The sequence below is a fragment of the Bifidobacterium bombi DSM 19703 genome, assembly GCF_000737845.1.
Lineage (GTDB): Bacteria > Actinomycetota > Actinomycetes > Actinomycetales > Bifidobacteriaceae > Bifidobacterium > Bifidobacterium bombi.
The window spans coordinates 186,247-212,099 of the sequence record NZ_ATLK01000001.1 but is presented as its reverse complement, the minus strand read 5'-3'; the positions used below and the strand labels follow the sequence as shown (position 1 = coordinate 212,099).

Here is a 25,853-nt window from a genome sequence, read left to right as displayed (position 1 = left end):
ACCGATCGATCACTCGGTCTTGTCCGCATCGGACGAGGCGATCTCGTCAGCCACTGCAGCGGCAGCGGTCGCGGCCTCGACGCTTTCATCCTCTTCCTCAACTTCGGACTCCTCGTCGTTCAGGAAGGCGCTCAAATCAAGATCCTTGCCATCGCTGGTGAACTTGACTGCGCGCATGCCCGCGAGCAGCCCCTTGGAACGACGAACCTCCTGTACCGCGGAATCGAACTGTCCGTTGTTCACGATGGCGCTGATGAACGCATTGGGATCCATGCCGTACTGTTGCGCAATGGACATCAGAAAGTTCATCACATCCATCTGGGACACCTGAACATCCATCTGCTCGGAGAGCGTGTCGAGCACAATCTGATCACGCAGCTCCTTCTCGACGCTCTCCACAGCCTGCTTCTTCTGCTCGGCAGTGGCCTTGTCCGGATCCGCCGTGACCTGCTTGAGCTGGTCGGAGACCATCTGCTCCTTGATGCCCTTGGGAAGCGGGATATCCAAGCCGTCCTCCAGACGGGCAATGAACGCATCGCGGGCGTTGTTGGCCTGACGACCCTCGCTGTCGCGTTCGCTCTGCTTGCGGATGTCCGCCTTGAGGTCATCCAAGGTATCGAATTCGGAAGCCTCCTGGGCGAAGTCATCGTCAAGTTCTGGAAGCTCCTCAGCCTTGACCGAATTGACCTTCACCTTGATCTGGGCCTTTTCGCCCTCATGTTCGCCGCTTTCAAGCGTACCTTCGAACGTGGTCTCCTCACCCGCCGAAAGACCGTCGAGTGCCTCATCGATGCCGTCGAGCAACGTGCCGCTGCCCAACTCATAGCTCACTCCCTCTTGGGAATCGACCGATTCACCGTCAATCTGCGCATCGAGATCGATGTTCGCGTAATCGCCCTTCTTGGCTGGGCGGTCGACACCGACCAAAGTGCCGAACCGCTGACGCAGATTGTCGAGGCGCTTGTCGACGTCCTCATCGGTGACTTCCACCTTCTCCACGTCAATCACCATGCCATCAAGCTTCGGAAGCTCGATATCGGGGCGACGCTCCACGGTAGCCGTGAATTTGAGCTTGGTGTCGTCCTTGCCGGAGGAAGGCAGATCGGCAACGTCCAGCTCTGGCTGAGCCATGGCGCTGATCTTCTTCTCCTCCAGCGCCTTGCTATAAAACTCCGGAACAGCGTTGTTTGCAGCCTCGCCGGCCACCGCTTGATAACCAACGCGCTGATCGACAATCTTGCCCGGAACATGGCCCTTACGGAAGCCCGGAATATTGATCTGCTTGCCAATCTCCTTACGAGCATTGTCCATGTACGGCTCAAACTCTTCTGGGTCTACTGTGACGGTGAGCTTCACCTTGGTGGGCTCGAGATTTCTAACGCTGATTTTCACGCTGGTCTCCTGTTGATAACGACTACTTATGCCTTAAGGCAACCCACATATGATAGCTCGACTTACGGACTCTGCAGTGAGGTCTATCTGCCACTGACGAGCACCCTGCTCCCGAAAGAACGAAGCCACGTCGTCTTCGTCAAAACGATCGACGTCATCGCGCCAGCAGAGATTACGCAATATCTGCGGTTTTATCACCATGGAATCAGGTGTCCTCGTCCGGGCCGCAATCTGCCCCACAGCCTTTCTCACCGTCCGCAGGCGATCGAGACGTTCCGGATGATGCTTGGCCCAATACGACATGGATTTTGGCGCCTTTCCATGTCGCGATTCCTTGCCGGGCACCTGTTTCGGCCATTTGCTGCGCGGCAACTCAAGCGCCTGCTCGATGACCTGTTTCCATACCGAAGGCTTCACCTTGCGCTGAATCGGGGCGTATCGCTCATACATCTTCGCCTGTTCACCGCTGGCGTTACGCCGAACACGTTCATTAAGCGAGCGTATGGCACGAAATTGAGCGGCGTTGTGAGGTTTTTTCAGTGCGGCTTCGATGATGGCGGCATCGGAAAGGAGCAGCGTCGGCTCGATGTCAAAACCACGGGCCAATGCATCACGCTTCTCCCAAAGCGCCTTCGCGACCGCCTGCGCCCGCCTGTCCTGTCCCAAAGCAGTGAAATGCGAGATGTTCATCCACGGGTCTGGGCTTGGTCGCTTCCTGGAGAACCCTTTTCGCAGGATATCTTCGAATTCCTGCAAGGCCCATTCCCACTTGCCTTCGGCCTCAAGATCCCTGCGAAGCGCTTCCTCCAATTCGATGAGCACTTCGACGTCGAGCGCGGCGTAATTACGCCAATCACGTGGCAAAGGCCGATACGACCAGTCTGCGGCCGAATGCTCCTTGGCGAGCGTCACTCCAAGGTAGCGCTCTGTTACAGCGGCGAGGCCGAATTTACGCTGCCCCAAAAGCTTGGCGGCGATCTCCGTATCAAACAACGACGCGGGCTTCAAACCTATTTCATTGAAGCCGGGCAGATCCTGCATGGCATCATGCAATATCCATGTGGCACCGCCTACGGCCTGATTGAACACATCCCAATGCACACCCAACTCCGACAGCGCCACCGGATCAAGCAGTACGATGCCCGCGCCCTCACGTTTGAATTGGATGAGCCAGTCCTTATGTGAATAGCGATAAGAATACGCACGCTCCGCATCGGCCGCCAAGGGGCCGTCAGCCGACGCCAGACGATCGCATGCCTCTTCGAAACCCCGCAAGGTATCCACCACTTCAGGAACGCCCCCACGTGGTTCCGCAAGCAGCTTGGGTTCAGCGCTCAACCTCATTCTCCTGTGTATTCTGGGCTGTTTCAGTTCGTTGCGACGGTTCAACCTCCACCGCCGATCCAACCGCCCACAACACTACGCCGAACCATTGTCGAAACGTAACACATGCCACGCCTTGCGACGAAACCAACACCATATGCCGGTCGTACACAAACCACACGACCACGGATACCGACAATGGACAACGCGGACTCCGCAGGCTACAGGAGACTGCGGAGTCCGCAACAGCGGCGTATTGACTGCCTGACGGCCTTGACCGGAACAATCGCTGCAGGCAAGTCCCGACACGAAGAAGCAATGCGGTCAGTACACCACGAAACCGTGGTCGCGGAACTGCTGCCTTACCCGATCCTTGAGTTCCCTGCTCGGTCCCTCGCACGTCTCCAACGGATAGGGGATGCGCAACTCATGCCACTTCGGACGGCCAAGCTGGTGGAAACCGAGCACATCGATATGCTCGACCGCATCTCCAAAACGCTCGCATATCTTCGCCACATTCTCCACGTTCTCCACACTATCGGTCAGACCGGGAACTAGAACGAACCGCACCCAGATCCTCTTGCCGAGCCTCGCATAGCGCTCTCCGAACTCAATCGTCGGCGCCAACGCCGCACCGGTGACCCTGTGATAGGTCTCTTCGTCGCCGCTTTTGACGTCAAGCAAACACATGTCCACATCCTCAAGCATCTCGTCGGTCCATGAGCGGCCGAGGAAACCCGATGTATCGAGACAGGTGCCGACACCCTCCTTCTTGACAGCGTGAAAAACCCGAGAGACGAATGCGGCCTGCATCATCGATTCCCCACCGGACACGGTGACGCCGCCACCAGTGGATTGGAATATGTCCTTATATCTCACGATATGTCCAACCATATCGTCCAGATAGACAGGTTTGCCGTCGCGCATCTTCCATGTATCCGGATTCTGACAAAACTGACAGCGCAACGGGCAACCACTCATGAACACCGTCATGCGCGTACCAGGTCCATCGACTGAAGTGTTGATGTCCCAGGAATGCACGAAGCCGATATCACCCGTTCTCATGGCTTGGACACGGTCGCGCCTGTCCATTCCCACGGGCGAACGGAAACCCGAGAGCCCACCCATCAGGGCACGCTTGGCATATACCTTGGAGGTCTTGAGCATATGAGGCGTCGTGGTGCGGAATCCCGTATTCTCCGAATCGCGGGACGCACCAGAAGAAACCTCAACGCGCGTCGTGGAGCCATTTGCGGAGGTCTCCATCTTCATTGGTGTGGTGGCAGTCATCGTCGCACTCCTTTTGCTTCCTCTATCATTGTAGTCGAAGGCTCAACGGCGAAGCGTCACAATGAACCATGCGAGCATGCATTGTGACCTCTTTCACAATAAAAACGTTCAGGGGCGACCCCTAAGGTGTCGCCCCTGAATCTATCTTGGCGCATCGCCTTTCACGGCACGCGCTGCAATCAGTCCGTCACCGCACCCTGATGGAACGTACGGGAGATGACGTCAAGCTGCTGTTCGCGAGTGAGCTTGACAAAGTTCACGGCATATCCCGAGACGCGCACGGTCAGGTGCGGGTACTTTTCGGGGTGCGCCACCGCGTCCTCAAGCTGCTCCTTGCGAAGCACGTTGATGTTGGCGTGATACAGACCGTGACCGTTGCCCGAATCGAGGATGCCCACCAGGTTGGTGATGCGCTCCTCATCGTCACGGCCCAAGCCGTCGGGAGTGATGGTGTTGGTAAGCGAAATGCCGTCCAACGCATCGTCATAGTCGATTTTGCCTACCGAGAACATGGAGGGCAGCATGCCATGGGTGTCCATGCCGTTCTCCGGATTGGCGCCAGGAGCGTACGGGGTGCCCTTCTTGTGCCCGGACGGGAAGGAGCCAGTGGCCTTGCCATACACCACATTGGAGGTGATGGTGAGGATGGACTGCGTGGGGACCGCGTTACGGTACACCGGCAGCTTCTTGAGCTGGCTCATGACCGTCGCTGCGACCCACTTGGCGAGGTCATCGGCCCGGTCGTCGTCGTTGCCGTACAGCGGGAACTCACCCTCGGTACGATAGCCGACGATCAGGTCATCGTCCACGCCTTCGACGTACTCGTCCTCATGGCCAGGCATGTCCTTGGCCTGCGCGTTCGTGATCGGGTACACCTTGGCATATTTCAGCGCGGACAGCGAATCCGCCGCAATGGACAGACCCGACATGCCGCAGGCCATGGTGCGGTAGATCTCCTTGTCGTGCAAAGCCATCTCGATGGCCTCGTAAGCATACTTATCATGCATGTAATGGATGATGTTGAGCGCTTCCATGTAGGTCTCGGAGAGCCACTGAAGGGCACGCTCGTAGTTAGCCTTGACTTTCTCGTAGTCAAGGGTGCCGTCAGCCTCGGGACGAACCGGATCGATGACACCTTTGTCGATGACCTGCATGCCGGTCATCTCGTCGCGACCACCGTTGATGGCGTAAAGCAGGGCCTTGGCCGAGTTCACGCGCGCACCGAAGAACTGCATCTGCTTTCCTACGCGCATCGGGGACACACAGCAGGCGATCGCCGCATCGTCGCCCCAATGGCCGCGGATATCAGGATCGGACTCGTATTGGATGGCGGAGGTCTCGATGGAGATACGGGCGCAATAGCGCTTGTAGGCTTCAGGAAGCTTCGGGTTCCAGAAAATGGTGATGTTCGGTTCCGGCCCCGGCCCCAAGTGGTCCAAGGTCAAGGTGGCAAGCAGACGGAACGAGGTCTTAGTGACCATATGACGGCCGTCATCACCCATGCCCGCATCGGACCAAGTGGCCCAGTAGGGATCGCCGGAGAAGACCTGGTCATATTCCTCGGTACGCAGGAAGCGGACGATGCGCAGCTTGAGGACGATCTGGTCGATGATCTCCTGAGCGTGGACTTCATCAAGCGTGCCGTTCTTCAAATCGCGTTCGAAGTAGCAATCGAAGAAGGCGGAATTGCGGCCGAAGCTCATGGCTGCACCATCCTGGCTCTTGACCGAGGCCAAGTAACCCATGTAGGTCCACTGCACGGCTTCCTGGGCATTCTGCGCCGGACGCGAAAGATCGAGACCATAGGTCTTGCCCAGAGCGATGAGCTCCTGCAACGCCTTGATCTGATCGGCGTGCTCCTCGCGGAACCGAATCCAGTGCTCGACCTCAGTCTCGGTGAAATCGTTGCGGTAAGGAATCGAGTCCTTGTCAATCTTCTTCTGCTCAATGAGGTAATTGACGCCATAGAGTGCCACTCGACGGTAATCGCCGATGATACGGCCACGACCGTAAGCATCGGGCAAACCGGTGAGGACCTTGTTATGGCGCGCGAGCTTGATCTGCTTGGTGTATACGCCGAACACGCCATCATTGTGCGTCTTACGGTATTTGGTGAAGATGGTCTTGATGTTGGGGTCGACTTCCTTGCCGGCCTCACCGATGGCCTGCTCGACCATACGCCAACCACCATTTGGCATCATCTCGCGCTTGCAGGGTTCATCTGTCTGGATGCCGACTATCACATTGTCGTGCTCCTTATCCATGATGTAGCCCGGCTTGAAGTTATCGATGCCTGCGGGAATGTGGGTCTCCACGTCATAGACACGCTGCTTGCGTTCGACCGCAAGCTGATGCGTATCGAGGTAGTTCCACATCTCTTTGGTCTTATCGGTGGCCTTGGCAAGGAAAGACTCATCCCCGTCGTACGGTGTGTAATTCTTCTGAATAAAGTCCCTGACATCGATGCCCTTTTGCCAGTCGCCAGCTACGAAGCCGTTCCAAGCCTTCGCGTTGAGCTCTTCGGCACTCGGTGCCTTCTCATCAACTGCGGTCATGTATCACTCCTTGATAACTTAGTAACGCATCATTACGTTGCGTTACCACCATTATAAGAAGCAACCCGCGAAAATATGAGAAAAAAAGTGGTGAGCTGCATCACACTTTAGTACCGATGAGGAATTCTGCCGCTATAATGCACACGACATCACACACAGGTCCGCACCACGGGACCGGTCGCCGGCGCGGCTTAGAGAGGACACGACGTAGTAAACGAGGTCTTGCGAGCACGTGCACGACATTGCCTATGATCCCGCCCGCATCATGACGCCGTCCATTCGCACCCGGGCTTGGATGCCCCGCGGCTCATTCCGCAAACGCGCTGGTCACAGGAAGGCGACGGTCCCTACCAAAAGCAAGTGCCGTCACCTTAGGCCCCAACGGGTACTGGCGACGTTTCCATTCAGCCCGATCAACCAAACGCATCACCGTATCCACGGTGCGCTCGTCGAAACCATCGGCGATCAGGTCCGCGCGTCCATGAGCCTTCTCGATGTATGCGGCAAGCACCTTGTCCAACATCGCATACTCCGGCAGCGAATCGGAATCCTTCTGGCCGGGACGCAACTCGGCGCTGGGCGCCTTTTCGATGCTGTTTACGGGAATAATGACGCCACCATCCGGCTCGATACCACGATTGCCCGACTCGTTGCCCACCATATGGAGCCCACCGATCCCCATACCCGCAACAGTCGCTTTATTTCGCCACCTGGCCAGCTCCCAGACACGGGTCTTGAGCAGATCCTTGATAGGCGCATAGCCGCCGACCGCGTCACCGTAAATGGTGGAATATCCGCAAGCCAGCTCGGATTTGTTGCCTGTGGCCAAGGCGAGCAGCCCCTTGGAATTGGAATACGCCATGACGATGACCCCGCGGATGCGCGCCTGAAGGTTCTCCGCCGCAATCCCTTCGAGGTTAAGTTGACCTTGGAAAGCATCAAACAACGGCTCTATCGGTTGGACGTCATAATGCCCGCCGATGTTGCGGGCGAGATCTGCCGCATCATCTTTTGAACCGTCAGACGAGTACATGCTCGGCATCGAGACTCCCCACACGTGCTCACCACCGCAGGCGTCGGCCGCCATGGCCGCCACGAGCGCGGAATCAATGCCGCCGGACAACCCCAGCGTGACGCCGGTGAAATGGTTCTTGGTCATGTAATCGCTCAGACCAAGCACACACGCGGTGTAGACCTCCTCGTCCGGATCGGGCAGTTCATGGATCTTGCCCGGTTTCTGGCGCCGCGCCTGAGAATCGAAATCAAAGTATCCCAAATCCTCCATAAACATCGGCGAGCGCTCAAGCAAGGTACCGTCCGCATCAACCACGAAGGTCCCGCCATCGAACACAAGGTCGTCCTGCCCGCCCACCTGGTTGACGTAGATCAGCGGGGCACCCACCTGGGCCGCACGTTTCGCGGCCAATTCAAGGCGCGTGTGGGTCTTGCCCTCCTCATAAGGCGAACCATTGATGGTAAGCAGTACATCGATGCCGCAAGTCGCCAGCACCGCCACCGGGCCGCCGTCCTGCCATATATCCTCGCATATGGCGAATCCTATCCTCACGCCGCCGATTTCAAGAATGGTGGTTCGTGTTCCTGATTGGAAGATCCTGAATTCGTCAAACACGCCGTAATTGGGAAGAAAATGCTTGTCATAACCTGCATAGACAACACCATCATGAAGCACCACGAGGCGGTTGGTGGGCTTGCCTTCGGCCTTGGATTCGTCTTCGACATCACGGGGGCCACGTGCAGTCTCCTCGTCCTTGCGTTCGCCTGCGGACGTCTGAGCGAGCGGCTGGGCGCTGCCTACAGTGCCGACCACCACGTACAGGTTACCAAGCCCCTCGTCGCGCAAGACGCCAGCCAACTGATCGGCCTTGTTCCAAGGCGCCTCACGAAACGTACGGCGCAATGCCAGATCTTCGATCGGGTACCCGGTCAGGGTCATCTCGGGGAAGACGACGACATCCGCATGGTGAGCCGCGGCCATTCGACTGAATTGCAGAACCGAGGATGCGTTGCCCTCCAAGTCCCCCACGCAAGTGTCGATTTGTGCCAAGGCGAAACGAAGTTGAGTCATGCGTCCATCTTATTGCACCCTGGTAACCTCTCGCGCAACGAGGACAAATGATCAACAAGTCACCTGACCTTCGATGTCAAGCCGTCGCGCCTGCCATGCGTGCGGTCGCGGCACAATACGAATGCATCATCACTGAAGGGTCGCAGCTACATCTGCCCCGAATCCACCAAAGGAAGACTTCGTACCTCATCCTGCGATCACAGACCGTCGTACGAACTCCCCTTCCGAATCCGCCGACCACAACAACCACCCGAATCATCGGCCGGAGCCATCATCGGTATCGTCAGGCAATCCCTGCTCAAGCGCGTTCGCCACGGAAAGCGCCTCATTGACATAAAACTCCGCCTCAGGACGCAGCGTGGCGTCCGACCCGACGAAATGCGAATTGTGCAGCGAGGCGTGGCCGCTTCGCCCATCCGAACCCACCGATGCAAAAACCATCGGCGCGATGCCACGGTAATTGCCGAAATCATCACCTCCCATGGACGCGGTGATCGGCACCAGTTCGGCATAATCCTTCACGTCCTGCTCTACGATGGATGCCAGTCGCGGATCACTGCCCACAGGACCTGTGAGCTCCTGCCAAGCGATATCAGCATCAATCCGGAACGCACGAGCCGTTGATTGCACGATTCGACGGAAACGCTCCTCCATCAACTCGCCATCTTCTTTTCGGAAGTAACGTGCCGTGCCGAGGAAGCCCGCTTCCGCCGGTATCACATTCCAGACATTCCCGCCACGTACGGAAGTGACCGAAAGGACCGCCGGATGGAACGCCTGCACGTCATGCGAGACCACGGTCTGCAGCGCGAGAACCATCGAAGCCAAAGCCTCGATCGGACCAGTGCCGTGGTCGGGATGAGCGCCATGAGCCCCTTGCGCGCGCAGCGTGACATCGAATTTGACGCATCCGGCCATCATGGTCTCACTACCCACCGCTATCTGGCCGGGGGAAAGACTTGGGCTGTTGTGCAGACCTATCATGGCGTCAAGATGACCTAATGCGCCCGACTCCACCACCTTCCTCGCGCCCATCGCGCTTTCCTCCGAAGGTTGGAAAACCAAGACCACCGAACCATGAATGAGGTCACGATGCTCCGCCAGCCAAAAGGCGGCAGCAAGCAATGCCGCCGCATGAAAATCATGTCCACAGGCGTGCATCACCCCATTATTGACGGAAGCGAACTCCAGGCCCGTCTCTTCCTGGATCGGAAGCGCGTCGATGTCGGCACGCAGCCCGATCCTCGGCCCCGAGGACTTTCCGTCGATCTGAGCTATGAGTCCGGTCGGCAACGACGTGTCCAACACCTGGATGCCGTGACGGCGCAATTGCCTGCGCAGAAATTCCGTCGTCTCGAACTCCTTGAACCCAAGTTCCGGATGTTGGTGCAAATGATGCCGGATGGACACGATTTGCGGCGAAATCCCGATACGCTCACTCATTGTTTACTCCCGTGCTGGCTGACCTGGAAAATACCACGATACGAATTAAAGCGCCTTAGAAGGCAAGGATAACGAAAAAACCGCCATATTCCACCACAATCAGTGCTCAGCTTATTCGTGTTTGTTATAGCTGGCGTACAACGCCCGACATCACCGGCGACCGGTATCGCAGGAACGACCAAAAGGAGAGAGGTCAGCGTCTCGCATCGCAGACGAACCTCGAACCATCGGAACCGTCTGACGCATGTGTGAAAATAAGACCATGACGACAGTTATCATGCATACATCCGAGGGCGATATCACCCTGAACCTTTTCGACGACAAGGCTCCGCAGACCGTGAAGAACTTCATCGGCCTGGCCACGGGCGAACAGGAATGGACGAATCCCGCCACCGGTGAGAAATCAAACGACAGATTCTACGATGGACTCACCTTCCACCGTATCATCAAGGACTTCATGATTCAGGGCGGCTGCCCTCTGGGAACAGGGACCGGAGGTCCAGGCTACGAATTCGACGACGAGATCGACCCCGATCTGAAATTCGACAAACCTTACAAACTCGCGATGGCCAATGCCGGGGTGCACCCTGGACGCGACGGAAAGATGCATGGCACCAACGGCTCACAGTTCTTCATCACCACCGTCGCCACGCCATGGCTCAACGGACATCACACCATTTTCGGTGAAGTGGCCGATGATGATTCCAAAAAGGTGGTCGATAAGTTAGAAGCCCTGCCCACGGACCGGAGCGACCGACCCACCGAACCGGCCATCATCGTCTCCGTGGAAGTCAAATGAGATCATGACGATTTCCAACGAACGCTGAAAGGGCGGCGGCACAGGTTCTTCCCATGTGCTGCCGCCCTTTCAGCGATGCCACCATGGAGCCAAGGAACGTCCACACCACCGTGGAATGAATCTCACGCAATGATGGTCAACCTCGTGAAACGAACTTTCGACGCGGCAACTGCCCCATCGGCGCCATCAGCCCAATGGGCGCGCGCCTTTCAAGCCGACACATCATGACGGAGCCTGCCCGCAATGGCCAGTCTAAACCCATCAATCCGCGCCATTGCGCATCTTACGCATCCGCGGCTCCTGCGAATCCTTGGCCCCGGTGATGCGATACACGTCGAAGACCCCATCCACCTTTCTCACGGCAGAAAGCAGCGTGGCCATGTGTTGAGGGTCAGCCATTTCAAAGGAGAACTGGCTGATGGCGACGCGGTCGGAGCCCGTCGACACCGTGGCGCTGATGATGTTGACGCCATTGTCGGAAAGCACTTGGGTGATGTCCGTGAGCAGATGGGGACGATCCAACGCCTCAACCTGAATCTTGACCATGAACAGGCCTTTGGCGCTGGTCCAGCTAACTTCGATGATCCGTTCCGGCTGGTGTTTCCTGAGGTCCAGCAGGTTCTGACAATCCGCGCGATGCACCGAAACACCCTCGTTGCGGGTGATGAAGCCTACGATCTTGTCACCTGGAACCGGGGTGCAGCATCCGGCAAGCTTGACCCACACATCACCCACGCCTTTGACGGCCACGCCCAACGAACTGTTCTTCTTGGCGGAGCGCTGCCCTTTCGAAGGAAGCTGCAGCTCGGCCTGCTCAGCGTTGTCCTCGACCTCTTCGCTTCCCACATCGTGAACCAGATGCGTGATGGCATTCTGTGTGGAAACCTGCCCCTCACCGATAGCCGCGAACACGGCATCCGCGTTATCGTAATTGAGCTCATCGGCAAGGCCGACCAGGGCCTCAGGCGTAAGCAGAGCGTTGACGGGCAAATTACGTTTGCGCATGGCACGGGTAAGCTCATCACGGCCTTCATCGATGGCTTCGCTGCGCCGTTCTTTGCTGAACCACTGACGGATCTTGTTGCGTGCCTTCTGACTCTTCACAAAGCTCAGCCAATCGCGCGAAGGGCCTGCGGTGTCTGACTTGGACGTGAGCACTTCGACGGTGTCGCCGCTTTCGAGCACGGTGTCCAGCGGCACTAACCTTCCGTTGACGCGAGCGCCCATGGTACGGTGCCCGACTTCGGTATGAACCGCGTAGGCAAAGTCCACCGGCGTCGCCTTAGCCGGCAAGGAGACGATCCTGCCCTTGGGCGTGAAGACGTATACTTCATCCGATCCGAGGTCCTCTTTGAGCGAGCCGAGGAATTCATCGGAGTCCGGAGTTTCGCTGGTCCAGTCTGCGAGCTGCTGAATCCATTTAAGATTATCCATCTCGCTGCGGTCCTGGGACTCAGCCGTCGAACCTTCGCGCTTCTTATCGTCCTTGTCGGGTGCGCTCAGCTTACGCCCCGCCTGACCGTTCTCCTTGTACTTCCAATGGGCGGCGATGCCGAATTCCGAGCGGCGGTGCATGTCCCAAGTCCGGATCTGTATCTCCACCGGCTTGCCGCCCGGCCCCACGACCGTGGTGTGCAAGCTCTGGTACATATTCATCTTCGGCGTGGCGATGTAGTCCTTAAAGCGCCCGGGAACCGGACTCCAACGCGCATGCACGGCACCGAGCGCGGCATAGCAGTCCTGAATCGTATCGACAATGATACGCACGCCGACGAGGTCGTATATGTTGGAGAAATCATGCCCGCGCACGATCATCTTCTGATAAATCGAGAAATAATCCTTTGGACGGCCGGTGACGCTCGCCTTGACATGGATCTCGTCCAAATCCTCATTGATCTCTTCGAGGATCTGCTTGAGATACACGTCCCTCTGTCCGGCCCTGCGGCTGACGAGAACCACGATCTCGTTGTAGATCTTCGGGTACAGCACTTTGAAGCTCAGCTCTTCAAGCTCGGTCTTGATGGCGTTGATTCCGAGGCGGTTCGCCAGCGGCGCATAGACATCAAGGGTTTCGCGGGCCTTGCGTTGAGCATTGGATGGTTTGACGTATCGCCACGTACGCGCATTATGCACCCTATCAGCGAGCTTCACGACCAGGACGCGCACATCAGCGCTCATGGCCACGACCATCTTGCGGATGGTCTCGGCCTGTGCCGAATCGCCGTATTCCATGTTGGTGAGTTTGGTGACGCCGTCCACTAAACCGGCCACGGTATCACCGAATTCCTCACGGCACTGGTCAAGCGTGTAATCGGTGTCCTCCACTGTGTCGTGCAGCAATCCAGCCGCGACCACCACGGGCCCCATACCGAGATCGGCCAAAATCTGGGCCACTGCGAGTGGGTGGATAATGTAGGGTTCTCCCGAACGGCGACGCTGGTTGCGGTGCTGCCATACAGCACGGCGATATGCCCTCTCAAGTATTTCCATATCGGCATCGGGATGATGCTGGCAGCAAAGCATGACGATGGGCTCCAACGGGTCTAGAGGATCGGTGCTGATTTCACAGCCGAGCATCCTGGCAGAACGGCTCTCGTATTCCTGGTCCGCCATATGCAGTCCCCCTTCGCTTTTCATGCCCATCATAGCGGTAAAAACCGACACCTGCACCGCGCGGCCGCAGATGCGATACCTCAGCCGGCCCTGCGGTCATGCCGTCACGCGATTGCCGCAGTGAGGCGACGCAATCGACATGGAGCCGTGAGCATCATCATTCATCCGGCCATGCCCCCACCGCACGGGCCGCGAGCCTCAATGCGACCCCAGACCGGTGGAGCCAAACCCCCGTTCCGACCTGTCCGAACCCGGCAATTTCCGGGACAGCACGAAACGCGCCTCGACATAGCGTTGTATGACCAGCTGCGCAATGCGGTCCCCGGGATGGAACACGACCGTATTCTGCGGATCGAGGTTGATGAGGGGCACCTTGATCTCGCCGCGATAACCGGCATCAATGGTCCCCGGGGCGTTCAGCACGGTCACCCCTTGCTTGGCGGCGAGCCCCGAGCGTGGGTGGACCAGACCCACATACCCGGCGGGCAGGGCGATGCGGACCCCGGTAGGCACCAGCGCCCGATGGAAGGGTTCCAACGTCACCTCCTCGGTCGTGACCAGATCGGCGCCGGCATCGCCGGCGTGGGCATACCGAAGCGCCGGCACATCACCGTTCTCGGCCTTGACCAGCACCTCAACCTGTTCAGGTTTGTTATAAGACTCATCCCAAGCCATCAGGCGGCGCACTCCTTGCAGATCGGCTGCCCCGATTCATCGGTATAGGCCAACTGGCTGCGATGCTTGACGAGGAAGCACTGCGAACAGATGAATTCGTCCCCCTGCATGGGGATCACCGTCACCGAGGAATCCTCATTGCTCAGGTCAGCGCCCGGCAGTTCATAGTCCTCTGCGATGGCGTTCTCGTCATCATCGATATCGGTGTTTTCGTTCTGCGAGCTCTTGCCGAGTTCCTGCAGCGACTCCTCATCCTCGTCCTTATTACGTGGAGAGTCATAATCCTGAGCCATAATGCACTCCTTTCATCGACCTTCGTGAATCATCCGACATGGACGATAACACTTTTATGCGCTACAGAATACACGATTTGTGGAGAAGGTAAAATACGACACGTGGGGCATTATAGGACTAGCATAAAAAATATCGGTTCTTTTTCCAGCGAAAGGGTGACGAATGCCGGCCAAATCAGGTGTGCAAGCTAGGTTCGATCATATTGACGACACCGGCGAGTTGGTGTTTCTCTCCGAGACTTCGGCGTTTCATGTCAGCGTCGACGACAGACTCGAGCGGGCCATACTGGAAGCGAGGCAAGTCCAGCAGGAGAACTCGGACGCGGCAGGCGTGCATGAGACCAAAACCCTGCCGATATCGAAGATTCAGGCTCTTATCAGGGCCGGCGAAGAACCAGGCAAAGTCGCTGAGCGTTATGATCTCAGCGCCACCTTGGTGCGCCGGTTCACGTCCTCGGTGCAGACGGAGAAGCAAGACGCGATAGAGCAATTCCTGGCGGTGAACGCACCCAAGGGCAGTCGGATGCGCACCATCGGGGACCTGATAGAGTCGACGCTGACCGCAGCCAAAGTCGACCCACAATCCGTCAAATGGAACGCGACACGCCGTGGGAGAGAGCCCTGGATGATTTGTGCCCAATTCCAGACGCCGCATAATTCGGTACGCGCGATCTGGAGCTGGAACATCCGAGATAACGGTGTGGAATGCATGAACGCGGCCTCCAGGATACTGCTGGGCGAAAGGGTAAAACCCGCACCCCCGCAGTCAGACGGGGAGGGCTCAACACGCGCGCCCGCATCATCACAAGACGAGTCGAACATGCGCAACCCCAAAACGTATGATCCACTGCCTCCCTACCGGCCGTATGAGCAGAGCAGCGCGACCACAGGAACCGTCTCTTCGCAGGGCGACGAGCGCTTGCCCATGACCTCAGCACCACTCACGGCACCTCAAGACACCGATGCACAACGTATGCAAAGGGTGGTACAGATGCCTTATGCATTCGACCAGCGAGAATCCCGAACACCGATAGAAAGGACACGCCATGATGCATCCGTCGGCAACTCCACGACCAATGGAAAGACGCCGAACATATCGCACGGCGCAACGACGGACACCCGTCCCCCTGTTAACGGACAATCCGCCAATGACGCCGCCGGTTCACCGTATGACCGGCAGGCAGCCGGCAACGATGCGGAAAATGGATTCAACAAGACACAGGGAAGTCTCTGGGGTGCTGTGCGTGACACCGAGCAATCTTCACAGGCACCGAATCCTTCACTTCCGCGATCGATTGACGGCAACGAGCCATCGGTCCAGCAACACGCCAAACGCAAATCGGGAAGATCAGCCATGCCCAGTTGGGACGAAATCATCTTCGGGGACTGATGGAGCCACCGCATGCTCGCAATCCCGACGCTCCTATCAGTCCACGACATCGACCAGACAGGGAATGTCGGACTCCATGTGACTCAACGAACCATGCACCCCGGGAAGACTCATCTCTCCTTCGCCCTGGATGCGTGAATCAACGATGGTCGATTCGCCCATCGCATGGACGATGACATCACCCAACACCGACATGGCGCGTTCGCTTACCGGCCCGTACATTCCTGCTGCAACCGCTTCATCTTTGGTCCGCACCACGGCCCGCCCTTCGAGCACCTTCCGCCAGCGCCCCGCCACATCGTGCGGATCGACCCCTGGATTCACATACAACATCGGCGCTCTGGGTTCGCCGCCCACCTGCGCGACCCCGCGGGTAAGCTCGCCGCAACCGGCGATGTCCATGCGTCGTCGCGGGTCAGCCGCCACCATACCGTGATCAGCGGTGATGACAATCAGGGTACCCGAAGGGACGCTGCGCGAAAGCAGGCCAAGCTGCGCATCCACGTTTTCCAATGACGCCACCCATGCCTCTTCGCCCCAGCCTTCCCGGTGACCGGTTTTGTCGATGTCGCGCAGGTAAAAGTAAGTCAGTCCGGGCTCGCGCGCAGCTTTGGCGGCTTTCATGAGTCGCGCCCTGGCTGTGCCCGCGCTGATATAATCCGGACCACGAAGTGCCGCCTTGGTGAGCGAGGAATCCGAGAATTCACGCAGCCCCACACTGGTAACCCTGACGCCTCGCTCTTTGAGACGCTCGAACACCGTAGGTTCGCGTTGCAGATCGAATGGTTCACCCGCCCCCTTGAAGCTGATGAGCTGAGCCAACTGTCCTGTCTGCGGGTTGCGTTGCGTATAGCCGGTCATGCAGGTCACTCCAGGGCATGTTCCCGTTCCGAACGTGCCCATAGCCGCCGTTGTCGTGCTCGGCACGCAAGTGCTGATGGGTCTTTGATTTTCACTGCGATTCATCAGGGAACGCAGGTACGGCGCATGGCCGATTCTCATATTGAGATTCCAATAGCCCAGACCATCAATGAGGACCACCACGGCCGAACTCGCCTGAGGCAGCCCCAGTGCCTTCCGGCAACCTTCCGAATCGTCATGGACGCTCGTCTTGACCGGGAAACCGATGGCGGCACTCAACGCCGGCAACAAGGCGGATAAATGCAACGCTCCCCCGCGTTGACGCCCATCGGATCCAGACTGCCCAAACTCCCGATTCCTCCACTGGTCGTTTTCAAGCTCGGCACCGGCCAATCCCGCATGCCCGCAGTCTGCGGCCGATCCTGTGTCCTCGTCACCGAACGCGGCCAACGGTGCATGGTCGAGCAGTTGCGTCATACTCGGAATCTCAATACTCATACTTCCATTTATACACCTGCATGCATCCGTTTTGAGGAACTGGCACAAGCCCCGACTACAGACTGCCCCGGACAACGACTCCGTATAATTTCAAGCGTCACCAATGAATCGGTATCACCTCCGCCCCAGGCAAGTCCCATGCCTCCATGGCTCGGCACCCGGCCGATGTGCATGCGCCGCGCGTGCCACGAGCGTCCGGTCGGCAAGACTTCCGAAACCTGTTTTCTTCGATTTGGCGAGGTTTTCGGCTAGTATGGTTGGGATTTAACGACGCGTCTGGGGAGGGAATCATGGCCGTACGCCGCAAACCCACGAAACCGGGGTATGACCCTCGCACCGTCAAGGAAAACATCGTCGAAACGCCGTTGAACAAGGAAATGAGCACGTCGTTCCTGGAATACGCCTACTCGGTGATCTACGCCCGCGCCCTACCGGACGCCCGCGACGGCATGAAACCAGTGCAGCGACGCATCATCTACCAAATGGGCCAGATGAACCTCACACCGGACAAGGCCTACATGAAATCGGCACGCGCCGTGGGTGAGGTCATGGGCAAACTACACCCTCACGGCGATTCCTCCATCTACGAAGCCATGGTTCGTCTGGCGCAGCCATTCGCCATGCGACTGCCGCTGGTGGACGGGCACGGCAACTTCGGATCCCTTGACGACGGACCGGCGGCGTCGCGCTACACAGAGGCACGCCTGGCACCGGCCGCACTCGGCATGAACGCCAACATCGATGAGGACACGGTCGATTTCTCGCCCAACTATGACAACAAACTGAAGGAGCCCGACGTACTTCCCGCAGCCATACCGAATCTTCTGGTCAACGGCGCCTCGGGAATCGCGGTCGGCATGGCGACCAACATGGCCACCCACAACCTCGGTGAAGTGGTGAACGCCGCCAAATACCTAATGAAACATCCGGACGCGACGTTGGACGACCTCATGCGATTCGTGCCCGGCCCCGATTGGCCAGGCGGCGGCATCATCATCGGCCGTGACGGCATCCGCGAGGCCTACGAGACCGGGCGCGGGACTCTCACCACCCGATCGGCCACACACGTCGAGAACGTGACCGCCCGCAAGAAGGCGATTGTCGTCACCGAGCTGCCGTTCATGGTCGGCCCGGAAAAAGTCCTGGAGCGCATATCGGCCGGCGTCAAGAACCATAAGATCGAAGGTGTGTCCGGTGCCATCGATCTGACGGATCGGCACAACGGCACACGCATCGTCATCGAGATCAAAACGGGGTTCGACCCGGCTTCGGTACTCGCCCAGCTTTTCGCGAACACACCGCTGCAAGACAACTTCGCCATGAACAACGTGGCGCTCGTGCACGGAAGACCACACACCATGGGCCTCAAGGAGATGCTTGAGGTCTGGGTCGAGCACCGGCGCACCGTGGTACATCGCCGCAGTGAATTCCGGCTCAGGAAGGCCCAGGAACGGCTGCACCTCGTGGAGGGCCTGCTGCTGGCAATGGTGGACATAGACGAAGTGATCCAGGTGATCAGGTCATCGGAAGACGCCGACGCGGCAAAACAGGCGCTGATGATCGTCTTCGACCTTGATGAGACCCAGGCCCAATACATCCTCGACCTGCGGCTGCGCCGGCTCACGAAAATGAGCCGCATCGAGCTTGAAGGCGAACGCGACGATTTGAAGCGGCGCATCGAGGAGCTCAACGAGATCCTGGCCTCCCCCGAACGGCTCGATGAGGTCATCGAGGGCGAGATGGACGAAGCGGTGGCACAGTGGGGCGACCCACGGCGCACCGTGCTGCTCGACAAAGCCGAAGACGGCACGCTGAGCCCCGTGCATGCGGAAGGAGCCGACGGTGCGGGCACCAAACCGGGCGTCAGCACAACCGCTTTGAAGGCAATCAGGACGGCGCAAGTGGTCTCTTCCGCGGCGGCCGACATAGCAGCGGCGAACGCGGCGCGCAAAGCCGGCAAGGACGAGGTCGCGCTGCAGGCGTTGCAGCTAGACGATTCACCGTGCACGGTCGGCTTGAGCACCTCAGGCCTGGTGGCGAGGTTGCCTGAAGCCGCGCTGGACCTATGGAACAGTCGTTCGGCCTCCGACAGGCGGCACCCGAACGACCAGATCGTCTCGCTGTTCGCCACGACCACGCGGTCCAGATACGGACTGATCACCTCGCAAGGGAGGCTTGTGCTGGCCCACGTGGCGGACCTACCGGCGCTCGACATCGTCGATGTACCCGATCTCACAGGCGGCGTGGCGGCCCGGGAGCTGCTGTTCGGGACCCAAAGCACGGAACCGGTCCCCGCCGAGCGCGTGGTGGCTGCCATCGCAATCGGCGAGGGCAAGAAAACGACAGGCAACGCGAAGAACGGCGTGATGGATGGCATAACTTCCGCCGATGGCGCGGATGATCGCACGGCGGGGCCGACGGACCAAAGCAGCACGCCACTGGCCATCGGAACGGCTCAAGGCATCGTCAAGCGCTGGAACCGGGAGTCGCCGAGCACCATGGATTCATGGCAGGTCATCGAACTCAAGGACGGCGACAGCGTGATCGGCGCGGCGCCCGCCGCAGACGGCGATCGGCTCGTGTTCATCGCGTCGGATTCCTCGTTGCTCACCTTCGACGCCGCCGAGGTAAGACCCCAAGGGCGCGCCTCGGCCGGCATGAACGGCATCAGACTGGCGGCGGGACGCCATGTGTCCGCCTTCGGCGTGGTGCCTGCCGGCAAGGTAGCTTGGAACTATGAGGAAGGCGAAAACGGCCTGTACTCGGCATCGGGAGCCGTGGTGCTCACGGTCGCCGGAGATTCGTCGGCTTTGCCGGGAACCGAAACAGGTGCTGCCAAGGTAACGCCTTTGGAGATGTACCCCACCAAAGGTCGTGGCACCCGTGGCGTGCGCTCACAGCGTTTCCTCAAGGGACAGGACACCCTGACCATCGCGTGCGTGGGAACATATCCGTTGCATGCAAGCAGTTCCGCAGGCTCTCCAGTGGAACTGCCCAAGCCCGACATGCGCCGCGATGCCTCAGGCGTGGAACTGGAGTCCCCGGTCGAGTTCGTGGCGTAGCCGGAACGTACCGTTCATAGGCTCAAACCCGATGCCAGGACACCACGTACCGACGTCGCTTCCATTCAACGGACGACCGTCGTTTCCATCAGGAAATATCTTGACTGGTCGCACTTCGGCATTCCGTTCTCCAAGTAGCGGCAAGGACCTCTTCTGGAAACGAATCCAGGAGATGACCTTCGCACCTTCATTGAAGCCGCAACTCGACCATAGGCCCTAACCTTCTCCCTGACACCACACATCCACTGACACGCACGGCGGCCCACAACGCAGCGGGATCGTCGCAGATATACACGGAGAAGTGGGCATCTTCTGCGCCCCATCAGGAAGCACGAAATGCACGACGAGCAGGCACGTAAACGACGCGCAACGGTACACGGAATTCCGTCCGACACCGGACACGGGCACAAGGAAGCGGAAAATCGCGCAACAGTGGTACGCGGTTCAAACTGAGACCACACAGGAAATGCAAAAGCCTGAAGGACCGGCCAAGTGGGCGGATCCCGAACGAGCAGGGTAGCACAAAAACCACGTCATCAACGACGAAACCAGTACCCGTAAACGGAACTCCTGCAGGAACGATCCGCCGCACGGACCTACTTCTTCTTATCCTTGGCCTTAGCGGCAGCAGCCTCGGCGGCCACACGCGCCAAGGTTTTGCTGGCAGGCTCGTCAGGGAACTTCGTATGATGTCTGTCGTCCCCGGGTTCCGCCGGAGCGAACCCCAGATTGACATCAAGCAGGCGCTGGGCCTCATCCTCGTCAATCTTCTCCGCCAAGGCAATCTCCGAAGTGAGAATGCCCCTCGATCGGGTCAGCATGCGCTTCTCCCCTGCGGAAAGACCATGCTCATCCACATTGCGCTGCGAAAGGTCCCGCACGACCTTGGCTATCTTATTGACTTCACCGGTGGCGATCTTCTCCACATTCAGCTTATAGCGCCTGGACCAGTTCATCTTCTCGTCTTCGACGACGGGGGTACGGAGAATCTCAAAAACCTTGGAGACCTGCTTGCCATCGACGACATTACGAATGCCGACTTTCTTGACGTTGTCCATAGGGACTTCGATGTTGAGACCATCGGAGGAAAGCACCGACAACTGCATGTATTGGCGGGTCACTCCCTTCACCGTATGCTCCGTAAAAGCGACGACCTTAGCAGCCCCGTGGCGTGGATACACGACCACATCACCAATCTGATACTCCATGCACCCTCCGTAGAGATTCCACCTCAATCCTGCCTATAATCCCATAAGGTAACGACTTTTTACATGAGGAAGCGGTGATACTACTCTAGAAAACATAGGGAAACGGATTTCATCCATCCTCCCCCGGAAGCTTGTTTTACGGAAAGGCGGCACGCTCATGGACAGCGGCTTGGCTCAACATACGGATCCTGTGACCATCCTGGTGGTCGAGGACGAACCCGATCTGGCCACCGCGATCGCCCAACGAATCGCGGCCAAGGGATGGAGGGCGCGGGTGGCGTCCGACGGAGCGAGCGCGGTGCGCGCGGCCAGAACCATCAAACCGGATCTTGTGATCATGGACATCATGCTGCCGATCATGGACGGCATCACCGCCACCAGGCACATCGTAGAAGAGCGCCCGGTCCCCGTGCTCATGCTCACCGCCCGTGACGGCGAAGCGGACAAAATCAACGGTTTGAATGCGGGCGCCGACGACTACATGACCAAGCCATTTTCCCCTCGCGAGCTCATAGCCCGTTGCGAAGCATTGCTGCGCAGGGTCAAACGTGCCAGCATCATCGCACAGAACAATGCGCATGAGCAGGTGCTGGATTTCGGTTCACTGGTCATCAACCCCGGTGAAAGGACTGTGACGCTCAACGGGGAGCCCATACATCTCACACCGACCGAATTCGACTTGCTCGTCACTCTGGCACGTAAGCCGAAGACGGTATTCAAACGCGACGAACTGCTCAAAAGCATCTGGAATTGGTATGACTCATCCACCACCCGCACCGTCGACTCCCACGTCAAGGCACTGCGCCACAAGATAGGTACGGCCCGCATCCGAACCACCCACGGGGTGGGCTATGCGTTCATCCCTCCCGACGACGGCGAGGACGACTCCAGCTGGATGCACCAGACGGGCGGGAGCAGGGACGGTGAAACGGCAAAGGAGGGCGGTGCCCTGCCTGATTCACGTACGATGCCCAACGGCACGATTCCAAGTTACGACACACCTGGATTCTAAGGTTCGAGCACATGCGTAAGGCCAATATGCAAAACATCAGGGAAGGCTCCGAAAAGCTTCTGGAGAAGGGCCGCCCGGTCGCGCTGTTCTCTTCGCTCAAAGTCGAACTCAGCGCCATCATCGTCTTTTCCACGGCCATAGCCTTCGTCATGGCCTGGTTCCTGCTCAAAGTAGGCCTCAGCGGCTGGATAGCCATGCCGGTGACCATGGTGGTGGCGTTGGGCATCACATATGTGTTTTCACGCGGTCTGACAGCGCCTCTCAAACAGATGAGGGATGCCGCCGAGTCGATGGCGGACGGCAGGTACGACGTGCGTGTGAACGCCGATGAAAGGCGCAACGACGAGGTGGGGCAGCTCGCCCGCTCATTCAACGTCATGGCCGGGGAACTTGAGCACGCCGACAAAATGCGCCGAGACATGGTGGCCAATGTGAGCCACGAGCTGAGGACACCCGTATCAGCTCTTCAGGCCATGCTTGAGAATCTGGCAGACGGCGTCGTGGAGCCCACCGAAGCCAACATGAACCGTATCCTCGACCAAACGCACCGACTTTCCGACCTCATCGCCTTCCTTCTGGACCTGTCGCGTATGGAGGCCGGCGCCGCCAGCTTGAACACCGAACAGTTCAACTTCGCTGATTTTCTTGACGAGACCGTGGAACCACTCGAAATAGCCGATGCCGGACATAACCACAACGTACGTTTCCGCATTCCCCGGTCGATCACCCTCGAAGGCGACAAGGACCGGCTACGCCAATTGTTCACGAATGTCATATCCAACGCCTTCAAGCATTCCGACGACGACACGGACATCCTCATCCAAGCGCATGAGGATCATATTCGCGGCACCGTGGTGACCAATGTCGTCAATTTCGGGACACAGATACCACGATCCGAACGGGCCGACATCTTCCGACGCTTCGTCAAAGGCAACAACGGCGTGGGCACGGAATCCGGCGGCACGGGCATAGGACTCTCCATAGCCCGCTGGGCCGCGGGACTTCACGGAGGGACAGTCCGCGTCGTGGATGACGCCCGAGGCCCGGATTTCGAGATTACGCTGCCCAAACACCACGACGGCGACCACAATCAAGGCTCGCCCGCCCCAGCGGCACTTTGAACGGTTCACGCAAACCTCCCGGCCGGACCTGCGCCAAGCCCGCTCCAAGCGAGGACACGTGTCAAATGCCGTGTCCAGTGTTCGATTCATACTAGGTATTCGAACATATGTTCGAATACCTGGAGGTGAACATGCAACGCAGTCCGGTCATTCAGACGGCACAGATGCCTGGCGACACGCGGCACCACACGGAATCGGGACGGCGGGCGCAGGGGCCCGCCCAGCGGTGCACCGTCTCATCGCTCTACCGTTCGACGCTCTCCCCCACCCCGGTGCCCATCACGTTGGAATCGGTGCACGCGGGTTTCCCGTCGGTGGCCCAGGATTATTTCGCCGGCGATTTCAGCTTTGATGAACACATCATCCAACACCCCGACACCACATTCATCGTCACCGTAGCAGGCGATTCCATGCAGGGCGCGGGAATCTGGGACGGCGACCTACTGGTCGTGGACCGCTCTCTGGAAGTACGTGATGGTGACGTCGTGATCGCGATTCTCGATGACGAACTTACGGTCAAACGGCTCGTGATGCATGGTTCCACGCCCGTACTCCACGCGGAGAACCCACGATACCCCGATTTCAGTTCCGCAGATGCCGAGCAATTGGAGATCTGGGGCGTCGTAGTGGGTAACTTCCACATGCAACGTGACTGTTACCGCAAAAGCAACGTCCGACCCGCACCCGGCCCGCACCGGATATCATAATCAAGCGAAATGCATGCCGAGCATGGCAAGATCCCGGAACACCACGGCCCCATACCGGTCGTGACCGTCACAGCCACATTTCAATCGGCTCCATGACACCGAACATACCATGACGGACAGCAGGAACATGACACCAGACGACCCGACGATGGACCACAATCACACAACAACCCACGACCACACAACGGACAACGATGAATGCCGCTATGTACTGGCGGACGCCAACTCGTTTTTCGCCTCCTGCGAGCGCGTCTTCGATCCATCCTTGGCACACAAACCCGTCATTGTTCTGTCCAACAACGACGGTTGTGTGGTGGCGAGATCAGCCGAAGCAAAACGCATCGGCATCGAGGAGGGCACGCCATGGTATCAGATTCGCGATCAGGCGCAACGACATGGCATCGTCGCCCGCAGCTCCAATTACGAGCTTTACGCCAGTCTTTCCGCACGCATGATGTCGCTCATGCGCCGGTACATGCCCGACCAAGAGGTCTACTCCATTGACGAGTGTTTTCTCGAGCCGCATGCTTCTGCCAACAAGACCGTGGAAACGGCGCAAGCCATGCGCCGGGCGGTGCTCAAGGGGGTCGGAATACCGGTAAGCATAGGCATCGCACCCACCAAGACCCTGGCCAAAGTGGCGAATCATTGGGCAAAAGACCATCAATCCTCACAAGGGGTGGCACTTTGGAAAGACATCGAGGAACGCTACGGTGACGCCGCTTTGCGGAGCGTGCCCGTGGAAAAGGTGTGGGGCGTAGGTCGCAGGATGACAAAAAAACTCCAGTCCTTGGGAATCGTCACAGCATTGGACCTCAAAAACAGCGATCATCTGCAGATGCGCCACCGTTTTTCCATCGTCATGGAGCGTACCGTGCTGGAGCTCAACGGCGTGCCATGCATGCAGGAGGAAAGCGATGCCGACGGAGGCAGCCGCAAAGACCAGATATTGTGTTCAAGAATGTTCTCCACGCCAATTCAGGGCATCGACGATATGCGCCAGGCCCTGAGCGTCTACGCCCAGAAAGCGTGCAGACGCCTGAGACGTCAGAACAGCCTATGCTCATACGTGTCCGCGTTCTGTTCCAGCAGCCCGTTCAACAACCATCAGGATTACGTAGCACTTCATGGCACCACTGCGCTGACGGATCCGAGCGATGACCCACTGGTAATCAGCAAGGCTGCATGTTCGGCCATTGAAGGACGTTTCGATGCGCATGCACGGTACATACGGGCCGGAGTCATGCTGATCGGCTTGAGTGATGCCGGTAGATTCGACACATTGAACGGACTGCAGGCCCGGCAGGACACTCACGATTTAGGTTCCGTGCTTGATCAGGCCGCAAGGAAATTCGGTCCGTTCCGGGTCGGCATCGGTTACGGCGGCATACGTGGGTCCGGCCGGCAGGGGGATGACACCGGCGCCCAATGGAGCATGCGCAGGGACATGCTCTCTCCGCGCTGCACCACCCGTTGGGATGAGTTGGCGGTGGCGTACGCACGATGACGGTGCCGGACAAGTGAT

17 protein-coding genes and 1 pseudogene are annotated in these 25,853 nt (G+C 58.5%); 7 read left to right on the top strand and 11 right to left on the bottom strand.

Annotated elements, in window-relative coordinates; genetic code table 11:
- Window positions 1-9 precede the first annotated feature (9 nt).
- The 6 genes from tig to BBOMB_RS00785 all read right to left on the bottom strand — a co-directional run bounded on the left by tig (window position 10) and on the right by BBOMB_RS00785 (window position 10,089).
- Window positions 10-1,392, bottom strand: coding sequence for a trigger factor (gene tig / locus BBOMB_RS00810; RefSeq protein WP_044086365.1), 1,383 nt, complete (start codon window positions 1,390-1,392; stop codon window positions 10-12).
- A 33-nt stretch (window positions 1,393-1,425) separates the two neighbouring features.
- Window positions 1,426-2,736 carry an HRDC domain-containing protein gene (locus BBOMB_RS00805; RefSeq protein ID WP_081867194.1) on the bottom strand — a complete coding sequence of 437 codons (1,311 nt, stop codon included), beginning with the start codon at window positions 2,734-2,736 and terminating at the stop codon, window positions 1,426-1,428.
- A 303-nt stretch (window positions 2,737-3,039) separates the two neighbouring features.
- Window positions 3,040-3,882: a pyruvate formate-lyase-activating protein gene (gene pflA / locus BBOMB_RS00800; RefSeq protein WP_044086806.1), complete on the bottom strand. Its 843-nt coding sequence runs from the start codon at window positions 3,880-3,882 to the stop codon at window positions 3,040-3,042.
- A 302-nt stretch (window positions 3,883-4,184) separates the two neighbouring features.
- The gene (gene pflB, locus BBOMB_RS00795) at window positions 4,185-6,560 is read right to left on the bottom strand and encodes a formate C-acetyltransferase (RefSeq protein WP_044086362.1); all 2,376 of its coding nucleotides are present in this window, start codon (window positions 6,558-6,560) and stop codon (window positions 4,185-4,187) included.
- A 307-nt stretch (window positions 6,561-6,867) separates the two neighbouring features.
- Window positions 6,868-8,646: an NAD+ synthase gene (locus tag BBOMB_RS00790; protein WP_044093264.1), complete on the bottom strand. Its 1,779-nt coding sequence runs from the start codon at window positions 8,644-8,646 to the stop codon at window positions 6,868-6,870.
- Window positions 8,647-8,901: 255 nt separating this feature from the next.
- Window positions 8,902-10,089 carry an amidohydrolase gene (locus BBOMB_RS00785; protein ID WP_044086358.1) on the bottom strand — a complete coding sequence of 396 codons (1,188 nt, stop codon included), beginning with the start codon at window positions 10,087-10,089 and terminating at the stop codon, window positions 8,902-8,904.
- A 262-nt stretch (window positions 10,090-10,351) separates the two neighbouring features.
- Here BBOMB_RS00785 and BBOMB_RS00780 point away from each other — a divergent pair, with 262 nt between their 5' ends.
- Entirely contained in the window at window positions 10,352-10,888 is a 537-nt protein-coding gene (locus tag BBOMB_RS00780; RefSeq protein ID WP_044086805.1) for a peptidylprolyl isomerase, read from the top strand.
- A 261-nt stretch (window positions 10,889-11,149) separates the two neighbouring features.
- Here the strand turns inward: BBOMB_RS00780 and BBOMB_RS00775 are convergent, their stop codons facing one another.
- The 3 genes from BBOMB_RS00775 to BBOMB_RS00765 form a co-directional block, all read right to left on the bottom strand.
- Window positions 11,150-13,501, bottom strand: a complete 2,352-nt coding sequence (locus BBOMB_RS00775) for a RelA/SpoT family protein (protein WP_044093301.1) — start codon at window positions 13,499-13,501, stop codon at window positions 11,150-11,152.
- A gap of 198 nt (window positions 13,502-13,699) precedes the next feature.
- Window positions 13,700-14,176: a dUTP diphosphatase gene (gene dut, locus BBOMB_RS00770; protein WP_044086355.1), complete on the bottom strand. Its 477-nt coding sequence runs from the start codon at window positions 14,174-14,176 to the stop codon at window positions 13,700-13,702.
- On the bottom strand, window positions 14,176-14,469 hold the full coding sequence (locus tag BBOMB_RS00765; protein WP_044086353.1) for a DUF4193 domain-containing protein: 294 nt from the start codon (window positions 14,467-14,469) through the stop codon (window positions 14,176-14,178). Before BBOMB_RS00765 ends, dut begins: the two co-directional genes overlap by 1 nt.
- A gap of 163 nt (window positions 14,470-14,632) precedes the next feature.
- Here BBOMB_RS00765 and sepH point away from each other — a divergent pair, with 163 nt between their 5' ends.
- Window positions 14,633-15,859, top strand: a complete 1,227-nt coding sequence (gene sepH, locus BBOMB_RS07440) for a septation protein SepH (protein ID WP_052377318.1) — start codon at window positions 14,633-14,635, stop codon at window positions 15,857-15,859.
- Window positions 15,860-15,895: 36 nt separating this feature from the next.
- Here sepH and BBOMB_RS00755 read toward each other — a convergent pair whose 3' ends face one another.
- Window positions 15,896-17,218 carry an alkaline phosphatase family protein gene (locus BBOMB_RS00755; RefSeq protein WP_081867193.1) on the bottom strand — a complete coding sequence of 441 codons (1,323 nt, stop codon included), beginning with the start codon at window positions 17,216-17,218 and terminating at the stop codon, window positions 15,896-15,898.
- Between the two features lie 290 nt (window positions 17,219-17,508).
- Here BBOMB_RS00755 and BBOMB_RS00750 point away from each other — a divergent pair, with 290 nt between their 5' ends.
- Window positions 17,509-20,280 carry a DNA gyrase/topoisomerase IV subunit A gene (locus tag BBOMB_RS00750; protein WP_044093263.1) on the top strand — a complete coding sequence of 924 codons (2,772 nt, stop codon included), beginning with the start codon at window positions 17,509-17,511 and terminating at the stop codon, window positions 20,278-20,280.
- Between the two features lie 596 nt (window positions 20,281-20,876).
- Here BBOMB_RS00750 and BBOMB_RS00745 read toward each other — a convergent pair.
- On the bottom strand, window positions 20,877-21,488 hold the full coding sequence (locus BBOMB_RS00745; RefSeq protein ID WP_044086349.1) for a CarD family transcriptional regulator: 612 nt from the start codon (window positions 21,486-21,488) through the stop codon (window positions 20,877-20,879).
- Between the two features lie 157 nt (window positions 21,489-21,645).
- Between BBOMB_RS00745 and BBOMB_RS00740 the strand changes: the two are divergent.
- The 4 genes and pseudogenes from BBOMB_RS00740 to BBOMB_RS00725 form a co-directional block, all read left to right on the top strand.
- A pseudogene (locus BBOMB_RS00740) lies at window positions 21,646-22,359 on the top strand (response regulator transcription factor); the annotation flags it as partial.
- Window positions 22,360-22,526: 167 nt separating this feature from the next.
- Window positions 22,527-23,621 carry a sensor histidine kinase gene (locus BBOMB_RS00735; RefSeq protein ID WP_152570100.1) on the top strand — a complete coding sequence of 365 codons (1,095 nt, stop codon included), beginning with the start codon at window positions 22,527-22,529 and terminating at the stop codon, window positions 23,619-23,621.
- Between the two features lie 131 nt (window positions 23,622-23,752).
- Window positions 23,753-24,328 carry a LexA family protein gene (locus tag BBOMB_RS00730; protein ID WP_238549844.1) on the top strand — a complete coding sequence of 192 codons (576 nt, stop codon included), beginning with the start codon at window positions 23,753-23,755 and terminating at the stop codon, window positions 24,326-24,328.
- 109 nt (window positions 24,329-24,437) lie between these two features.
- Complete coding sequence (locus BBOMB_RS00725) at window positions 24,438-25,835, top strand: Y-family DNA polymerase (protein ID WP_238549843.1); 1,398 nt, start codon at window positions 24,438-24,440, stop codon at window positions 25,833-25,835.
- Window positions 25,836-25,853 lie beyond the last annotated feature (18 nt).